General features: G+C 65.8%; 14 protein-coding genes and 1 pseudogene. 5 read left to right on the top strand and 10 right to left on the bottom strand.

The features are described 5' to 3' along the window. Both GQO94_RS21045 and GQO94_RS21270 read left to right on the top strand, forming a co-directional pair. A pseudogene (locus GQO94_RS21045) lies at positions 1-351 on the top strand (hypothetical protein); the annotation flags it as partial. A gap of 92 nt (positions 352-443) precedes the next feature. Further along, the gene (locus tag GQO94_RS21270; RefSeq protein WP_269748769.1) at positions 444-575 is read left to right on the top strand and encodes a hypothetical protein; all 132 of its coding nucleotides are present in this window, start codon (positions 444-446) and stop codon (positions 573-575) included. Positions 576-624: 49 nt separating this feature from the next. Here the strand turns inward: GQO94_RS21270 and GQO94_RS13180 are convergent, their stop codons facing one another. From GQO94_RS13180 to GQO94_RS13145, 8 genes are all read right to left on the bottom strand, one after another. Continuing rightward, on the bottom strand, positions 625-2,265 hold the full coding sequence (locus GQO94_RS13180) for an FAD-dependent oxidoreductase (RefSeq protein WP_156842003.1): 1,641 nt from the start codon (positions 2,263-2,265) through the stop codon (positions 625-627). 113 nt (positions 2,266-2,378) lie between these two features. Continuing rightward, a complete protein-coding gene (locus GQO94_RS13175) occupies positions 2,379-3,431 on the bottom strand; it encodes a c-type cytochrome (RefSeq protein ID WP_156842002.1) in 1,053 nt (350 codons plus the stop codon). Next, positions 3,428-4,027: a cytochrome c oxidase assembly protein gene (locus GQO94_RS13170; RefSeq protein WP_156842001.1), complete on the bottom strand. Its 600-nt coding sequence runs from the start codon at positions 4,025-4,027 to the stop codon at positions 3,428-3,430. The genes GQO94_RS13175 and GQO94_RS13170 overlap by 4 nt, the downstream gene beginning before the upstream one ends. Then, a complete protein-coding gene (locus GQO94_RS13165; protein WP_156842000.1) occupies positions 4,024-4,404 on the bottom strand; it encodes a hypothetical protein in 381 nt (126 codons plus the stop codon). Before GQO94_RS13165 ends, GQO94_RS13170 begins: the two co-directional genes overlap by 4 nt. After that, complete coding sequence (gene ctaD, locus GQO94_RS13160) at positions 4,401-6,923, bottom strand: cytochrome c oxidase subunit I (RefSeq protein WP_156841999.1); 2,523 nt, start codon at positions 6,921-6,923, stop codon at positions 4,401-4,403. Before ctaD ends, GQO94_RS13165 begins: the two co-directional genes overlap by 4 nt. Continuing rightward, entirely contained in the window at positions 6,920-7,876 is a 957-nt protein-coding gene (gene coxB, locus GQO94_RS13155) for a cytochrome c oxidase subunit II (RefSeq protein ID WP_408636631.1), read from the bottom strand. The genes ctaD and coxB overlap by 4 nt, the downstream gene beginning before the upstream one ends. A gap of 73 nt (positions 7,877-7,949) precedes the next feature. Further along, the gene (locus tag GQO94_RS13150; RefSeq protein WP_408636630.1) at positions 7,950-9,305 is read right to left on the bottom strand and encodes a chloride channel protein; all 1,356 of its coding nucleotides are present in this window, start codon (positions 9,303-9,305) and stop codon (positions 7,950-7,952) included. A 226-nt stretch (positions 9,306-9,531) separates the two neighbouring features. After that, positions 9,532-10,152 (bottom strand): hypothetical protein, encoded by a 621-nt coding sequence (locus GQO94_RS13145; protein ID WP_156841997.1) that lies wholly within the window; start codon positions 10,150-10,152, stop codon positions 9,532-9,534. 519 nt (positions 10,153-10,671) lie between these two features. Between GQO94_RS13145 and GQO94_RS13140 the strand changes: the two genes are divergently transcribed. Both GQO94_RS13140 and folE read left to right on the top strand, forming a co-directional pair. Next, positions 10,672-12,153, top strand: coding sequence for a phospholipase D-like domain-containing protein (locus GQO94_RS13140; RefSeq protein WP_156842016.1), 1,482 nt, complete (start codon positions 10,672-10,674; stop codon positions 12,151-12,153). Next, positions 12,150-12,758 (top strand): GTP cyclohydrolase I FolE, encoded by a 609-nt coding sequence (folE, locus tag GQO94_RS13135; RefSeq protein WP_156841996.1) that lies wholly within the window; start codon positions 12,150-12,152, stop codon positions 12,756-12,758. Before GQO94_RS13140 ends, folE begins: the two co-directional genes overlap by 4 nt. 81 nt (positions 12,759-12,839) lie before the next feature. On the opposite strand, the gene GQO94_RS13130 is transcribed toward folE, so the two are convergent. Next, entirely contained in the window at positions 12,840-13,520 is a 681-nt protein-coding gene (locus GQO94_RS13130; protein ID WP_156841995.1) for an SDR family NAD(P)-dependent oxidoreductase, read from the bottom strand. 155 nt (positions 13,521-13,675) lie between these two features. Then, positions 13,676-14,155 carry a peroxiredoxin gene (locus tag GQO94_RS13125; protein ID WP_156841994.1) on the bottom strand — a complete coding sequence of 160 codons (480 nt, stop codon included), beginning with the start codon at positions 14,153-14,155 and terminating at the stop codon, positions 13,676-13,678. 232 nt (positions 14,156-14,387) lie between these two features. On the opposite strand from GQO94_RS13125, the gene ahcY reads away from it, so the two are divergent. Continuing rightward, positions 14,388-15,809 (top strand): adenosylhomocysteinase, encoded by a 1,422-nt coding sequence (gene ahcY / locus GQO94_RS13120; protein ID WP_156841993.1) that lies wholly within the window; start codon positions 14,388-14,390, stop codon positions 15,807-15,809. Positions 15,810-15,921: the final 112 nt, after the last annotated feature.

The following is a 15,921-nucleotide window of genomic DNA, read 5'->3' as shown; positions in this document are numbered from 1 at the left end:
CGGTGTAAATCCCTCATCCCCCTCGCCGCCATCGCGAAAGGGAAAAAGTGGACGACTTTTACGCCGCCCGCAGCAGCACTTCGCCGCCGCTACCGTGGTCTAATTTTGCACCGCCGTTCTCACCGCGCCGAACTGGTGACCGAGCTGATGTCCGCCCGCCGGGCCGTTGGCGCCGCGAAACGCGGTGAGGACGATGCCGCCCTGCGCAAAGCCCGGACGAGAGTGGATCAGGCCAAACGCGCGCTGGGTGAGCGGGGCCCGGTATGGTGGACGGATGGCGCGCCCGACTACAATCGCCATCTTGCACGCAATACGCCCTATGCGATGTGGTACGAACGGCTAGAGGTATGAGAAGAGGATGGGAGGCGGATACAGCGAGTCGGGCTCGTCCCCTGTCGCCCGCCCATCGTCATGCTGGGCTATCGCGCAGTCGGAGAACGCTTTTGCATCGAATTATCTGGTTGATCGCAGGGGCGCTGGCACTGCTGATCATCTGGTTCATGGTCTCGCTCAACACCCCGGACGTGGATCCGGGCATCAATCCGAACAGCGAGAGCATGAATAACCAAAACTGAGCGCCCTCGGGCGCCGGCGCGGTTCCGACTTCGTCCGAGGGACGCCGGCTCAGCCGTCCTGGGTTTCGAACTGGCGCTCCTTACGGGTCTCGCGCGCTGGACCTAGCGTCTTGTCGGTAGCGGACAAAGCCGCGATCCTGTCGCCCAGACGCAGCGCCAGGGCCATGATCGTCAGTGTCGGGTTGGCCCAGCCACCGGTCGGGAAGACGGAGCTTCCCGCGATGTGAAGGTTGGCGATGCCATGGACCTTGCAGTCCGCGTCGACGACCCCGGCGGAGCGATCGGTCGCCATGCGGGTCGTGCCCATATGGTGATAGCCGCCGATCGGATGCATGCTGACCAGCGAATCGTTGACCCAGCCTTGCGAAGGATCGCGCAGCCAGTCCGCCGGTTCGACTCGCCCCAGCCCCTTGCGCTCGAGCTCACGCCGCAGCGCCCCGACCAATCCGGCGACGCTGGTGACATCCAGCTCGCTCAGCTTCCAGTCGAGCTGGACTCGCGGGATGCCCAGCGCGTCACGGTCTTCGCCCAGCACGACTCTGCTATCGGGGTTCGGCGCCTGCTCGGCGCGCACGACGATGGCGAGATCGCGCAGGCCGAGCCGGTTCATCAGCCAGGGGCGCGCGGGATCGACTGCGCTCTGCATCGTGCGTGTCGTTTGCTTGAGCGCTCGCCACAGCACCCGCCCTCTTCGATCCGGGTTCGACTTGTGTTTGGCCGAGGCATAGGCCTGCATCACCACCGATTGCCGACCATGCGCGGGCGGCCTCGCCGCGATCGTGAGCGAACTGTTGAGCAGGCCTTCGCGCTCTTGCAGTGCGGGCGACGCCGCGATGAGGTGGGCGAACATCGAACGGTCGCGCGCGTGGCGACGGCGGAAAGCGCCGAGGAGCGGCCAGGCCCTGGCGTCGAGAATGCGGCCGCCGCGCGCGTGGGGATGTTCCATGAAGAAGCGTCCGACCAGATCGCGATCGTTGCCGATGCCCCTGCGATCGACGGAACGCGAGGCGAGCATGATGCGCGGGGTTTCGATGCCGCCAGCGGCCAGAACGAAATGGGTCGCGTGCACCTTGAGCCGGCCGCCCCGCAGGCTGACCGCATCGATCGCTTCGATCGCCTGCCGCGAGGGGGACAGGATCAATTCGCGCACGGTGGCGTGAGTCACCAACGTCACGCGGGGGTTGTCGAGCAAGTCGCGGGAATTGGCGGCGGAGAAGCGATCGAAGCGCTGATCGAACTGCCAGGAGCGAAACCGCAGTTCAGCCCCATCGAAGTCGAGCGGCGGGGACGGTTCGTGCCAGTCCGGCAAGCCGAGATGTTCGCGAGCTTCGCGGTAGTAGGCGGCAAGGGTCGCGTGATCGATCGGCCAGCCCGAATGCGGGACCCAGCTTCTCGGCGCGAAATCGATCGGGTCGAGTTCGGCGCAGCGACCGCCCCAGATCGCAGTGGTACCGCCGAAGAACCGCAGCCGCGCGTCCTCCAGTTCGGGGTATTCGTGCCCGATCACGTCGCCTCGATTGAGCGCGGCCGTTTCCGGTTCGTAATCGAGGCCGCCGCTCTCGAGCAGGACGACGCTCAAACCTCGCTTCACGAGCCGGCGAGCGAGGGTCAGCCCGGCCGCGCCGGCGCCGACAATCGCGACATCTCCGGCTAATCGGGTGCGCGGTCCATCATTCAGATCGAAAAGCATGGGATGTGAGCTAGGCTAAACAACGTTCCTTCGCCGATCGTGCAATCGACATCGAAAAGATGGTCTCTGATCCGCCTATTTTCAACTCACAGACACAAAACTTTCCGTATACGTCAGCGGCCCGGGCTCTGCGCAAGGGCGCGGGCAAGCGGATCGATCTCATCCTTGGGAATACGGCGGGCGATCACCGGCATCGGCGCATCGGGCTTGTGGGCATCGACCACCGTCTTGTCTCCCTGCCAGGCGCGCAGGCGATCGGCGATGTACGTGGCGCGCTGGCCGCCGATCAACGGCGCGGTCTTGCCGGGGCGGTGGCAGTCGAGACAGGCGGGAAGTTGATCCTGGGGCAGGCCCCGAATGATCAGCGGGTGCGTCACCGCGAGTGGAGCGTCGACAAGCCCCGGCATCGCGGCGAAATGGCGCGCCAGCGCCTGCCTGTCGGATGGGCTGAGACCGGCGGCGGCCACTTGCATGACCCCGCTGGCGCGCTTGCCCGAGGCATAGGCGGCGAGCGCATCGGCCAGAGCCTGGGGCTTCTGACCGGCGAGGATGGGGATGTCGTCCTGCCCGCGACCAAGCCCGTCCGAGCCGTGGCAGCCGATGCAGCCGGCCAGCACGCCGGGGCGCAGGCCGGCAAGGTCCGCGGTGGCGGGGGCGGGGGCTTCGGTCAGCGCGGCAAATTCGCGCGCCGTCATGTCCGGCAGGCGGCGCAGGAATCCGACCATGCGGCGCACTTCGTCCGGGCGGTCGAGGCTCGGCCAGGCGGGCATGCCGGTGTACTTCACCCCGTGCTGAACGATCCAGAAAAGTTCGGCGTCGTCGTAGTGGCCGACGGTGGTCGCAAGATCGGGCGCGGGCGGCGTCGCGGATTGCATTGCGGGCGAGGGCGCAAGCCCCGGCGCGCCATGGCATGTCGCGCAGGATTGGCGGAAATGCCCGGCGGCGCTGACCAGGGCGCTATCGTCGCGCACCTTTTTGGGCGTCTGGAAAGTGCTGTACGTGCGCACCGAGTTCTGCATGGTCCAGTGCAGGAACCAGTCGGTGATCTTCCAGTGCCCGGAACTCGCGGAGATCTGGAAAAGGCCGGACCAGGCGAACAGCATGCCCGCCAGCACCAGCGCCGCGATAGCGAGAACCACGCGTTTCCAGGTGATGCGGAGGATCATGCGGCGCTCTTTTCCGGATCGCGCAGCAGCCGCCCGAGCAACAGCAATCCGCCCAGCAGATAGCTGCCCGCACCGATCGCCAGCATGACGACTCCGCCCAGCTGCTGGTCCGCCAGCGCCTCGAGCCCGAGCGGGGAGGCCGCATGCATCGCGTGTCCGTAAAGCGGACGCGGCGCGAGGCCGACGAGCACGCCCAGCAAGGTCATGTGCATCGACGTGAGTAGCAGCGCGCCGATCCCCGCAGCGCGCGAGGGCGTGTGCAGCACTGCGCTCCACAGCAGCATTCCGGCGGCGAGAAAGCTGGCTTGTTCGACCGCCGCGACGAGGATCGAAGTGGCCGTCCAGGCGCGCAGCAGCGGCAAGTGCCAGCCCCACACCGTCGCCAGCTCGACCAGCATCATCGCCATCGGTGTGACAAGGCGCGGCCAACGGCTGGCGGGATCGAAGCGGCTGCGCGTGCATGCGAAAGCGAGCAGCGGTGCGGCGACAGCCACCGCGATCATGTGCGCCGCCATGTGCCCGGTCATCCCGAGGCCCGAAAGCGTCCAGCCCAGCGGCACGAGCGCGAGCCCGCCGATCAGTGCCGCGCGCTTCACCGGCAATTCCCGATGAACACGACAGGCAGCGCGGTGTAGATCACCGCGACGAAACTCAGCCCCGCCAGCAGCATCGTCGAAACGGCGAGGAAGCGCAGCCGGTCGACATCGGTCGAATCCTGATGCGGCGGCGCGTCGCCCGGAACGCGCGACTGGCGCCAGGCGATCCAGCCCGACGCCGCTATCACGATCAGCGCGATCACAGTGCCGACGACGAAGAGCGTGGGAAAGGTCGCGAACTTGCCCACTTTCGCACAGGATATCGCCGCCCATAGATAGGAGAACAGGAAGTGCGCCGCCCAGGTCGTCGGCGGCACGATCAGCGTCCACAGCGTGACCTTGACGCGTTCCTTGGTCCGAGGCCTCTCGTCCTTCATGCAAGCTCCGGGAACAGGCCGATGGTGGCGTAGGTGACGACTGTCGTCAGCGCGAGGAAGTGCATGTAGACGGTGACGTTGCGCAGATCGGCGTCGTAGCGCGGCGTCATCTTTCCGGCGAGGCTGCGCGCCAGGGCATAGCCCAGCATGATCACCGCGATCGCCGCGTGGACGCTGGTCCAGATCGCCAGTGTCCAGACGATCGCGGGGTAGGAATGAAGCGTCGGCTCCATCCCGGTGGTCCAGGGTCCCGCAATACCGGCGAGGCCGCTGATCATGCTTGCAGCGATGCCTGCCACCAGCAGTCCGCGCGCCGTGCCGATGCGGCCCTTCGCATTGCATTCGCGCGCGGCCACCGTCAGCAGCCAAGCCGCGAGGCCCACCGCCAGCGCGACCATCGGCCAGAACACGCCCGGCGCGCTCGCAAGCTCGGGCGGGGGGAAATCCTCGTGCTTGGTCCAGAAGAAGTAGTAGCCGAACACGAGCCCGGAAAAGGCCGTGGCGTCGGCCATCATCGTGATGAACATCGCCCACCAGCCCGGTGCGGACGAGCCCGAGAGGTAGAGCGGCATTTCCATGCCGTGGCCGATCGGCTTGCTCTCTTTCTCTGGGATCTCTGCCGTGCCGGTCCACAGCCACCATAGCACCATCGCCAGCGTGGCGATACCGGATAGCAGCGCGAGCCAGTAGAGGTGGTAGGTGGTGAGGATGAACACGCCGCCCAGCGCGAACGCCGTCATCATCGGTTTCCAGCTCGGCGTGCCGAGACGGATCACGGCGATCGGGCGCGCGTCGAGCACGGTGGTGACGATGGTTTCGCGCCGACCTTCCTCGGCATCGGGGAGGAAATAGCGGCCCTCGTCGACCTTCCTCATGAAGTCCTGCTGGTCCCAGATCGGGTAGCGGCTCTCGACCAGCGGGATCGAGCGGATGCCCCAGTGCTCGTCCTGCGGGTGCGCCAGCCATTCGAGCGTGCCCGCGTTCCAGGGATTGCGCTCGGCCAGAGCACGACGCGGCGAAAGCGCGAGGTCGATGCAGATCAGCGCCGCGCCCGCCGCGAAAATGTAGGCGCCGATGCTCGAGGCCAAGTTGAGCCCGTCGATGCCGAGTTCGGCCGGATAGGTGAAGACGCGGCGCGGCATGCCTTCCAGCCCCGACAAGTGCATCGGGAAGAAGGTGACGTTGGCGCCGACGAACAGCAGCCAGAACGCGATGCGACCCAGCCGGTCGGACAGCTTCTTGCCGGTGATCAGCGGCCAATAGTAATAGAGCCCGGCGAACAGCGGCATCAGCGTTCCGCCGATCATCACGTAGTGCAAGTGGGCGACGATGAAGTAGGTGTCGTGCGCCTGCCAGTCGAACGGGGCGACCGCGACCATCACGCCGGTCAGCCCGCCGATCACGAAGATCGCGAGGCTGCCCGCGGCATAGAGCATCGGCGTCGACCAGATCACCCGGCCCGCCCACATCGTCGCGATGAACACGAAGATCTGCACTGCCGTGGGGATCGCGACCGCTTCGGACGCGGCCGAGAAGAACGCGAGACTGATCTTCGGCAGGCCGGTGGTGAACATGTGGTGGACCCACAGCCCAAACGAGAGGAACGCGGTGCCCACGGCGGCGAGCACGATCCACGGATAGCCGAGCAAGTGGCGCTGCGAGAACGTCGGCACCAGCATCGCGAACAGCGCGATCGAGGGCAGGAAGACGATGTAGACTTCGGGATGCCCGAAGATCCAGAACAAGTGCTGCCACAGCAGCGGATCGCCGCCGCGCGCCGCATCGAAGAACGGCCAGTCGAGCAGGCGTTCCATCTCGAACAGCACGTCGCCCGCGATCAGCGGCGGGAAGGCGAACAGGATCATCACCGCGACGACGAGGATGTACCAGGCATAGAGCGGCATCAGGTTGAGCCGCATGCCCGGCGGGCGGCACTTGAGCACGCCGACGATCAGCTCGACCGCGGCGGCCACCGAAGACACCTCGATGAACGAGAGGCCGAGCATCCAGATGTCGGCGCCGAGGCCTGAGAGGTCCGTGCGGGTGGTGAGCGGCGGGTACATGAACCAGCCGCCGTCGGGCGCGACATCGAAGAAGATCGAGCCGGATACGAACACGCCGCCGAGCAGGAACGACCAGTAACCGAAGGCGGACAAGCGCGGGAACGGCAAGTCGCGCGCGCCGAGCAATTGCGGCAGCAGCACGATCGAGACCGCCTCGAACATCGGCACCGCGAACAGGAACATCATCATCGAGCCGTGCAGGGTGAACAGCTGGTTGAAGGTGCCCGGCTCGACGAGATCGTTGTCGGGCACTGCCAGCTGGGCGCGCATCAGCAGGCCGAGGACGCCGGCAAACAGCATGAAGCCGAACGCGGTCAGCGTGTACCAGGCGCCGACCGCATCGTTGTTGGTGTCGGTCCACTTGAGGAACAGGCCCTTGGGCGAATCCCATACGGCGCGCAGCCGCTCCTCCTGCGCCCGGCGCAGTTCGGGATCGTCTTGTTCGTGCAGGCTCATGGCGCGCCCTTGAGGTAGCGGGCGATGGCTTCCGCTTCAGCCTGCGGCATGGCAGCGTAGGCCGGCATGCGGGCGCCCGGCTTGAACGCCGAAGGATCGCGAATGAAGGCGGCGGTGTTGGCAACGGTCGGCTCGAGAATGCCGGCGCCAAGCGTCAGTCGCTCGGAATAGTGCGTGAGGTCGGGGCCGATCACGGCATGGTGCGGCGTGCCGGCGATCGCGTGGCACGCGCCGCAGCCGCGCCGGTCGAAGGCTTGGGCGCCGCGGCCGCTCGATGCGCGCTCAGTGCGCCGCGCTTCGGCGAGCCAGGCGTCGAAGGCGGCGGGCTCCATCGCGATCACGTCGAACGCCATCAGCGCATGGCTCAGGCCGCAGAATTCGGTGCAGACGCCGCGAAACGTGCCCGGCTTGGTCGCGCGTACCACGAGCTGGTTGGTTCGGCCCGGGATCATGTCCATCTTGCCGGCGAGGCCCGGGATCCAGAAGCTGTGGATCACGTCGGTCGCGGTGAGTTCGAACACCACGGTGCGGCCCACCGGCACGCGCACTTCGTTGGCGGCCATCAGCGGCGCGGCGCCGGGCGGGGCGTAGCGGACGCGCCACCAGAATTGCTCGCCCTCGACCTGAATGCGCAAATCTGCGTCGCTTTCCGGCAGGGGGCGCATCGCCGGCAAGGCGAACAAGAGCAGCACCGTCAGCACCACGGTCGGGAAGATCGCGCCGGCCCAGAGCACGAGGCGCAGCCCGCCGCTCTCGCTCAGCGCGTGTTCGCGCGCCCTGGAGGCGTTCCAGACCAGCAGCACGACGCCGAGCGCGATCACGGCAGCGCCGCTCGCCAGAACGATGGTGAGACTCAGCGTATCGTCCGCCTCGGCGCCGAATGGCGCGAGTGCGGACTGGTGCCGATTACACCCTGTAATCAGGAGGATTGCCGTTGCGGCAAGTCGTCGCAATCGCACACGTGTCCCTGTTGCTTCGCGCTGCCAACGCATTGGACGGTATCAGGTTCTCAGGGAAATCGGAAAACTATGTTTTGTCGCGAATCGGCAATGCCGGATCCTGGGCGCTGCCGGGCGGTTCGGTGCGCGCCGTAGCCAGAAAGGCGCGCGACAGACCGTGGTAGAGCTTTTCGGGACACACGATCTTGCTGATGCCGTCGGCGATCAGGGCCGTAAGGAACAGCGGCAGGATCATTCCTCGGCTGGCCGTGGTTTCCATCAGGATGATGACCGCGGTCAGCGGCGCGCGCACCACGCCGACGAAGTACCCGATCATTCCCAGCAGCACGATCGCGGCGGTCGAATCGTCGGGAAAGGCGTAGCTCATCAAATGCCCGAACCCCGCGCCGACAGCGAGCGAAGGCGCGAAGATGCCGCCCGGCACGCCGCTGACGGCGGTGGCCAGCGTCGCAATGAACTTGAGAGGGCCGAACAGCGGCGAGGATTCGTTGGTATCCTCGATGAGACCGCGCGTGGTTTCGTAGCCCGTGCCCCAGGTCAGTCCGCCCGACCCGACTCCGACCAGCGCGACCAGCAGCCCGCACGTCAGCGCGAGCAGTACCGGGCGCGACCGCAACCGGTCGTACCAGCCGATCCCGCCCCGCGAGGCGGCCAGCAACAGCCGCGAAAACAGTCCGCCCGCCGCGCCGCCGACGATCCCTGCCACCGGCGCGATCAGCACGACCGATCCCACCGTCAACGTATCGCGCATCACGCCGAAATAGACGTAGTCCCCCGCGATGCCGAGACTGACGAGGCCGGATACGACGACGGCGGCCATGACCAGGATCGCGACGCGCTGCTCGAAGGCCGCGGCAAGCTCCTCGATCGCGAAGGCAACGCCGGCCAGAGGGGTGTTGAACGCAGCGGCGACCCCGGCAGCACCGCCGGCGATGAGCACGCCCGAGGACATCGGGACATGAAACACGCGGTGCCACAGCACCATGATCGCGGCGCTGACCTGTACCGTCGGCCCCTCGCGGCCGACCGAGCCGCCGACGCACAGGATCAGCACGGTAAAGGCGAGCTTGAGCAGCGCGGTCGGCAGCGAGAGCAGGGTGCCGTACGCGATCTCGACGTTCTTGCCCGCGGCAATGACTTGCGGGATGCCCGAACCGCGCGCGGTGGGCGCCAGGCGCTGCGTCAGCCACGCGACCAGCGCGAAGCCCAGCGGCGTGATGATCAAGGGCAGATAGGGCTGGCGCTCGACCACATGCGAGAACGTGGTCTGGGCCTGATCGCCCATCATGGCGAACAGGATGGCGACGAGGCCGAGAGACACCGCGCCGATCGCGGTCGCGGCACGGCGCCGGGCCGCATCGAACGGATCGGAAAGACGCGCTGTCCAGCGCGAGACAAAAGAGGTCAAATCCTTGCGGGTCACTTGCGGCCTGACAGCAGCTCGTCGGAAAAGCCGGCGGCGCCGAAGCGAACCGGTGTGCACAACCGGCCTATTGGCGAACTGGACCCGCGCTGCAACCCCATCCGCGTAGAGAAGCGGCGATGAAGCGAAAAATCGCCGAAACGAAAAATGGCCGGGACCCTTCGCCAGGTCCCGGCCATCTTCAAAAGTTCAGGCTACGGCCGCGAGCGTGCGACCGTGGACTGGCTCAGTCGTCGGTCGTGTCTGCGTCAGCGTCAGCGTCTGCGTCTGCCGCCATGTCCGTGTCGGCGGTCGCGTCGGCAGTGGGGGCCGGGGCGGTGCCGGTCGCATCGGCAACAGCGCCCTGGAAGGTCGTGTTGTCCATCTTGACCTTGAGGCCCGAGGCGTCAGCCATCATGAATTCGCGCTTGAGCACGATCGACTTGCCGGTGGGCAGTTCGAGCGTGATGTTGTCGCCTTCCATGCTGGTGATCTTGCCGGCCATCATGCCGTCCATCGTCTTGACTTCGGCACCGGTGGTCAGCGCCGTGTCGAGCGTCGAGGCAGCCTTCGCCTGCGCGGCGGAAACGGCCTGGTCGAGCTGCATCTTGGTCATGCTGATCAGCAGGCCCTTGGGATTCTTGCCGAAGGCGCTGGCGGGCAGCGTCGCCTTGTGCATGCCCGTGTCGAGCACGACGTTGGGGCCGGCCAGCTTCGTGATCCTGCCGACTTCCTCACCCTGTGGCCCATAAACGATCGCACCGACGGCGAGCGCGGCCTGTACTTCGGGAGCCACTTCCTGCGCCATCGCGGCCGCGGGAACCAGGCTCGCGCCGGCAAGGGCAAGGGCGATAAGGGTCTTCTTCATTGTGTACTCCTCTGAAACCACGGACAACTAACAAAAACATCCAACACAATGGGCGCCGATCCGTTCCGGGACAGGCGGCAAGCTCGTGATGATCGGCACGTGAGGCAGCCTGCGACGGGCACTGGCGGCTATGCCGGACAGTCCGGTGGATCGGACCATCACCTGGAAACGATGCCGCATGCGGCGTCGATCCCCCGGTTTTCTTAAGGACCGCTTGTACGGGTTGGCAACTGAATAGCCCGTGAATTCCCCGTTCTTCGATGATTGCGATCGCAGCGCGTCACGGGACTGGCCACGCCGGGCGCGATGCGGCATAGCTCGCCGGTTGGGCACGCACTGCGTGCCGCGAAGGGGTAGCGGCCGCGCGGGGCGGTCTCGCCGGCAACGGGTTTTCGAGCGGAACACGCAAGGGCCCGAAGCGTTTGGTCGTTCGGGCCGCAGCGGGATTGAGGGCAGCACTTGGGCGAGCAACAGGACTGGGGCGACGAGGGGATCGAACCCGCCGTGTGGCGCTATGCCATGGCCAATCGTGCGCATGTCGTCATCGATGCCGAAAACTATTTCGACATCATGCGCGAGGCGATGGTGCAGGCCCGGCAACGGATCTTCCTGATCGGCTGGGATTTCGATACGCGGATCCTGCTGTCGTCGGGACGCCGGTGGTGGAGCCTGCCGCGCAAGGGCCGCTACCCCGCGCGGCTCGGTTCGTTCATCTTGTGGCTGGCGAAGACCACGCCGGGGCTCGAGGTTCGCATCCTCAAGTGGAACATCTCGATGTTCAAGTCGATGCTGCGCGGATCGATGGTGGTCGACCTGCTGCGGTGGGCGATGCAGCCATCGATCGATTTCAAGTTCGATTCGGCGCACCCGGTCGGCTGCAGCCATCATCAGAAGATCGCGGTGATCGACAGCAAGTTCGCGGTCTGCGGCGGTATCGACATGACCACCGACCGCTGGGACACGCGGGAGCACGTCCACAACGATCCGCGCCGCAAGCGCCCCGCCGGGCAGCACTACGATCCGTGGCACGATGCGACGATGCTGCTCGAAGGCGAGATCGCAGAGGGCTTGTCGGCGCTGGGGACCGCGCGCTGGAAAGCGGCGGGCGGCGGCGACTTGCCGGCCTGCAAGCCGCAAGCGGAATCGGCCTGGCCGGAATCGATCGATGCCGAATTTCGCGACGTGGAACTCGGCATCGCGCGCACGCGGGCCAAGTACGGCGATTGCCCGCAGATCAACGAGATCGAGCAATTGTTCGTCGCGCAGATCCGCCGCGCCAAGAAATTCATTTACGCCGAGACCCAGTATTTCGCGTCGCGCCTCATCGCCGAAGCGATCTGCGAACGTCTTGCCGAGCCCGATCCGCCGGAATTCGTCATCGTCAATCCGCTCCACGCCGACGGCTGGCTGGAGCAAGTGGCGATGGACAGCGCCCGCGCCGAACTGCGCGAGGTGGTCAATGCCGTCGATCACGCCGGTCGCTTCCGGATCTTCACGCCGTACACCAGCGGCGGCACGCCGATCTACGTCCATGCCAAAGTGACGATCATCGACGACGAGATCCTGCGCGTCGGCTCGGCCAACATGAACAACCGCTCGATGGGGCTGGACAGCGAATGCGACGTCTTCATCGACGTCACCCGGCCCAAGAACGCGCATTGCGGCGATCAGATCCGCAACTTGCGCCTGTCCTTGATCGCGGAGCATTGCGGCCTCTCGATCGAGCAGGCGGCAGCGGAACTGGAACGGCACGGATCGATGATCGCGATGATCGACGCGCAATCGAAAACCGGCAAACACCTCGATACGCTGCCGTTGCAGGCTATCTCCGAACCTGAAAGAGTGCTGGCCAAGGGGGCCATCCTGGATCCGGAACGGCCTGATGAAATGTTCGAACCGATGAGCAAGCGCGGGCTGTTCCGGCGCAAGGGATACTTGCGCCGCACCCGCAACATGCTCGAACGCATGAAAAGACTAAAAAACAGGAGAGCGAGAGGATGAGCAGTCTTGTAGGACCCGATGAAGACGATAATCGCGGCAAAATTCCGGTTCCGGACGAAGTGCAAGACGCCATCCGTACACTGCTTCGCTGGGCCGGTGACGATCCGGAGCGCGAGGGATTGCTCGATACGCCCAAGCGCGTTGCGCGCGCCTGGAAGGAATATTGTCTCGGCTACGACGAAGATCCAGCGATCCACCTCTCGCGGATCTTCGAGGAAGTGGGCGGCTACGACGAAGTCGTGCTGCTCAAGGACATTCCGTTTCAGTCACATTGCGAGCACCACATGGCGCCGATCATCGGCAAGGCGGCGATTGCCTACCTGCCGCGCGATCACGTCGTCGGCATCTCGAAGCTCGCGCGCGTGTTGCATGGCTATGCGCGCCGCTTGCAGATCCAGGAACGCCTCACCGCCGAAGTCGCGCAATGCATCTGGGAGCACCTGAAGCCTCACGGCGTGGCGGTGGTGATCGAAGCGAGCCATGCCTGCATGACCGCGCGCGGCGTGCGGACGCCGGGGGTGAGCATGATCACCAGCCGGATGATGGGCACCTTCCTCGAAGATTCGCGCAGCCGCGAGGAAGTCATGAGCCTGATGGGCTACTGAGGCGAAGGCCTCGCCATTCGCGAGCCGGGCGGCGCCGAACCGGATACCGGTCGATGCCGCCCCGCGCGCGTGGCGCGAAGATTACCCGCCGCGCGAAACCGGGATCAGCGCGCCGGTGATCGCGGCGCCATCGGCCGAGGCGAGAAAGTGAATGACTTTGGCGACCGCGTCCGGGCTCACCCATTCCGAATAATCGGCATCGGGCATGTCCGCGCGGTTGGTCGGCGTGTCGATGATGCTCGGCAGCACCGCGTTGGCGGTGACGCTGGAGCCGGCCAGTTCCTCGGCCAGCGCCTCGGTCATGCGGTGGACGCCCGACTTCGACGCGGCATAGGCGCCCATGCCCATCCCCGCCTTGACCGCGCCGCCCGCGCCGATGTTCACGATGCGCCCGGCCTCGGACTTTTTCAGTTCGGGCAAGGCGAGCTGGGTGATCGTCGCGCCCGTCATCACGTTCATCGATTGCATCTTCGCCCAGGTTGCCAGGCTGCCGTCCTCGAGCGTTTCCCAGGCGAACCCGCCCGCGACATTGACCAGCACGTCGATGCCGCCGTTGGCGGCGACGACCTTGGCCAGTGCGCCCTTGGTCGCTTCGACGTCGGTAAGATCGATTCCGCCGATCTCCAGCGAGCCGGCGAGCGGCGCGCTTGCTGTCGGCGCGTAATCGATCCGCGCCACCTTGTCGCCGCGGCTGGCGAAAACTTCCGCGACTGCGGATCCCAGGACCCCGAAGCCCCCCGTAACGATAACCGAACGCGTCATGATATCTCCTTCTTTCGCCTGAAGGCTATCCGCCGCGACGGCATGCGACAAGCCGCTCGCTTGGTTCGCAATGCGTTCGGCGCCTGACCGACGAAATCGGCCGTGGTGCGCTTGTATGTGTGGCCGGTCACCGTTTGGCGACCGGCCATCATCACTCAGAGCTGGCCGAGCATGTGTTCGGCCGAGCTGACTTCGAAGGCGCCGGGCTGTTCGACGTTGAGCTGTTCGACCTTGCCGTCGTTGACGACCATCGAGAAGCGCTGGCCGCGCTTGCCGAGGCCGAAGCCGCTGCCGTCCATGGTCAGGCCCAGCGCTTCGGCGAACTCGCCGTTGCCGTCCGACAGCATGGTCACGTCGCTGCTTCCCGACGCGTCGTTCCAGGCACCCATGACGAAGGCATCGTTGACGGCGGTGCAGGCGATCTCGTCGATCCCCTTGGCCTTGAGCTCGCTCGCCTTGTCGACGAAGCCGGGCAGATGCTTGGCCGAACAGGTCGGCGTGAAGGCGCCGGGGACTGAGAACAGCGCCACCTTCTTGCCCTTGAAGTAATCGGCCGACTGAACCGCGTCCGGGCCGTCGCTGGTCGCCTTGATCAGCTTGACGTCGGGCAAGGTGTCTCCAACGGAAATGGTCATGTTTTCGTCCTTTCGCAGGGCAGGTGGGAATGTCCGTGCCTCATATAGGCGCGGTCCGCCGTGCGGCAACGCGGCATCCCGGAGGAAGCGCGTATTGGCATATAAAGGAATCTTTATATTTGCGTCGGAAGGCGTGAATCGGTAGGAGCGGCGGCACGACATGTGCTGTCCGGCTCCTGACAGGGGCGGCCGGCGCCCGGACCAAAGACGAGATTCATCAGGAGACTGCGCAATGGCAACCCTCGCCGAAGCGACCAAAGACTATGCGATCGCCGATATCGGCCTTGCCGATTACGGACGCGACGAAATCGCGATCGCCGAAACCGAAATGCCGGGCCTCATGGCTCTGCGCGAGGAGTTCGGTTCGTCCAAGCCGCTCAAGGGCGCGCGCATCACCGGCTCGCTGCACATGACGATTCAGACCGCCGTGTTGATCGAGACGCTCGTCGCGCTCGGCGCCGAGGTCCGCTGGGCGACGTGCAACATCTACTCGACGCAGGACCACGCCGCCGCCGCGATCGCCGCGCAGGGCATTCCCGTCTACGCGATCAAGGGCGAGAGCCTGGCCGATTACTGGGACTACGTCGGCAAGATCTTCGATTGGTCGAGCGAGGGCGATCCCGACCTCACCGCCAACATGATCCTCGACGATGGCGGCGACGCCACGATGTTCGCGCTGTGGGGCGCGCGGGTCGAAGCGGGCGAAGACCTGTTCGAGCCGTCCAACGCCGAAGAAATCGAGTTCGTCCGTGCGCTCAAGGCCTTCCTCAAGGCCAAGCCCGGCTATCTCACGGCTTCGGTCAAGGCGATCCGGGGCGTTTCGGAAGAGACCACCACCGGCGTTCACCGGCTCTATCACATCGCCAAGGAGGGCAAGCTGCCGTTCCCCGCGATCAACGTGAACGATTCCGTCACAAAGTCGAAGTTCGACAACCTCTACGGCTGCCGCGAATCGCTGGTCGACGCGATCCGCCGCGCGACCGACGTGATGTTCGCCGGCAAGGTCGCCTGCGTCGCGGGCTTCGGTGACGTCGGCAAGGGCTCGGCCGCCTCGCTGCGCCAGGCCGGTGCGCGCGTGATGGTGACCGAGGTCGATCCGATCTGCGCGCTGCAGGCGGCGATGGAAGGCTACGAAGTCGTGACAATGGAAGAAGCCGTCACCCGCTGCGACATCTTCTGCACCGCGACCGGCAACGAAGGCGTCATCACCGGCGAGCACATGGCCGCGATGAAGGACAAGGCGATCGTCTGCAACATCGGCCACTTCGACAGCGAGATCCAGATTTCCGCGCTCGACAACTACGAGTGGAAGGAAATCAAGGCGGGCACCGATCTCGTCACGTTCCCGGACGGCAAGCAGATCCTGATCCTCGCCAAAGGCCGCCTGGTCAATCTGGGCTGCGCCACCGGCCACCCCAGCTTCGTGATGTCGTCGAGCTTCACCAATCAGACGCTCGCGCAGATCGAACTGTTCGCCAAGTCGGACGAATACGAGAACCGCGTCTACGTGCTGCCCAAGCACCTCGACGAAAAGGTCGCCGCGCTTCACCTCGACAAGCTCGGCGTCAAGCTGACCAAGCTTTCCGACAAGCAGGCCAAGTACATCGGCGTGCCGCAGGAAGGGCCGTTCAAGCCCGACCACTACCGCTACTGATCGGCGCGCCAGGGGAGGGCCGGCGGCAGCGTTCATCGCGCTGTTCGCCGCCGGTCCTGCCAGCGATCTGGGGAATGTCGGCGCAAGGCTTGCCACTTGGCGGCCCAGCCCA

The sequence above is a fragment of the Novosphingobium aquimarinum genome, assembly GCF_009746585.1.
Lineage (GTDB): Bacteria > Pseudomonadota > Alphaproteobacteria > Sphingomonadales > Sphingomonadaceae > Novosphingobium > Novosphingobium aquimarinum.
This window is presented reverse-complemented; position numbering and strand designations above follow the sequence as displayed.

What these genes read in the sequence shown, in the direction of transcription:
- GQO94_RS13180 (WP_156842003.1), bottom strand. Translation starts at nt 2,265, where the DNA reads ATGCTTTTCGATCTGAATGATGGACCGCGCACCCGATTAGCCGGAGAT.
- GQO94_RS13175 (WP_156842002.1), bottom strand. Translation starts at nt 3,431, where the DNA reads ATGATCCTCCGCATCACCTGGAAACGCGTGGTTCTCGCTATCGCGGCG.
- GQO94_RS13165 (WP_156842000.1), bottom strand. Translation starts at nt 4,404, where the DNA reads ATGAAGGACGAGAGGCCTCGGACCAAGGAACGCGTCAAGGTCACGCTG.
- ctaD (WP_156841999.1), bottom strand. Translation starts at nt 6,923, where the DNA reads ATGAGCCTGCACGAACAAGACGATCCCGAACTGCGCCGGGCGCAGGAG.
- GQO94_RS13145 (WP_156841997.1), bottom strand. Translation starts at nt 10,152, where the DNA reads ATGAAGAAGACCCTTATCGCCCTTGCCCTTGCCGGCGCGAGCCTGGTT.
- GQO94_RS13140 (WP_156842016.1), top strand. Translation starts at nt 10,672, where the DNA reads ATGGCCAATCGTGCGCATGTCGTCATCGATGCCGAAAACTATTTCGAC.
- folE (WP_156841996.1), top strand. Translation starts at nt 12,150, where the DNA reads ATGAGCAGTCTTGTAGGACCCGATGAAGACGATAATCGCGGCAAAATT.
- GQO94_RS13130 (WP_156841995.1), bottom strand. Translation starts at nt 13,520, where the DNA reads ATGACGCGTTCGGTTATCGTTACGGGGGGCTTCGGGGTCCTGGGATCC.
- GQO94_RS13125 (WP_156841994.1), bottom strand. Translation starts at nt 14,155, where the DNA reads ATGACCATTTCCGTTGGAGACACCTTGCCCGACGTCAAGCTGATCAAG.
- ahcY (WP_156841993.1), top strand. Translation starts at nt 14,388, where the DNA reads ATGGCAACCCTCGCCGAAGCGACCAAAGACTATGCGATCGCCGATATC.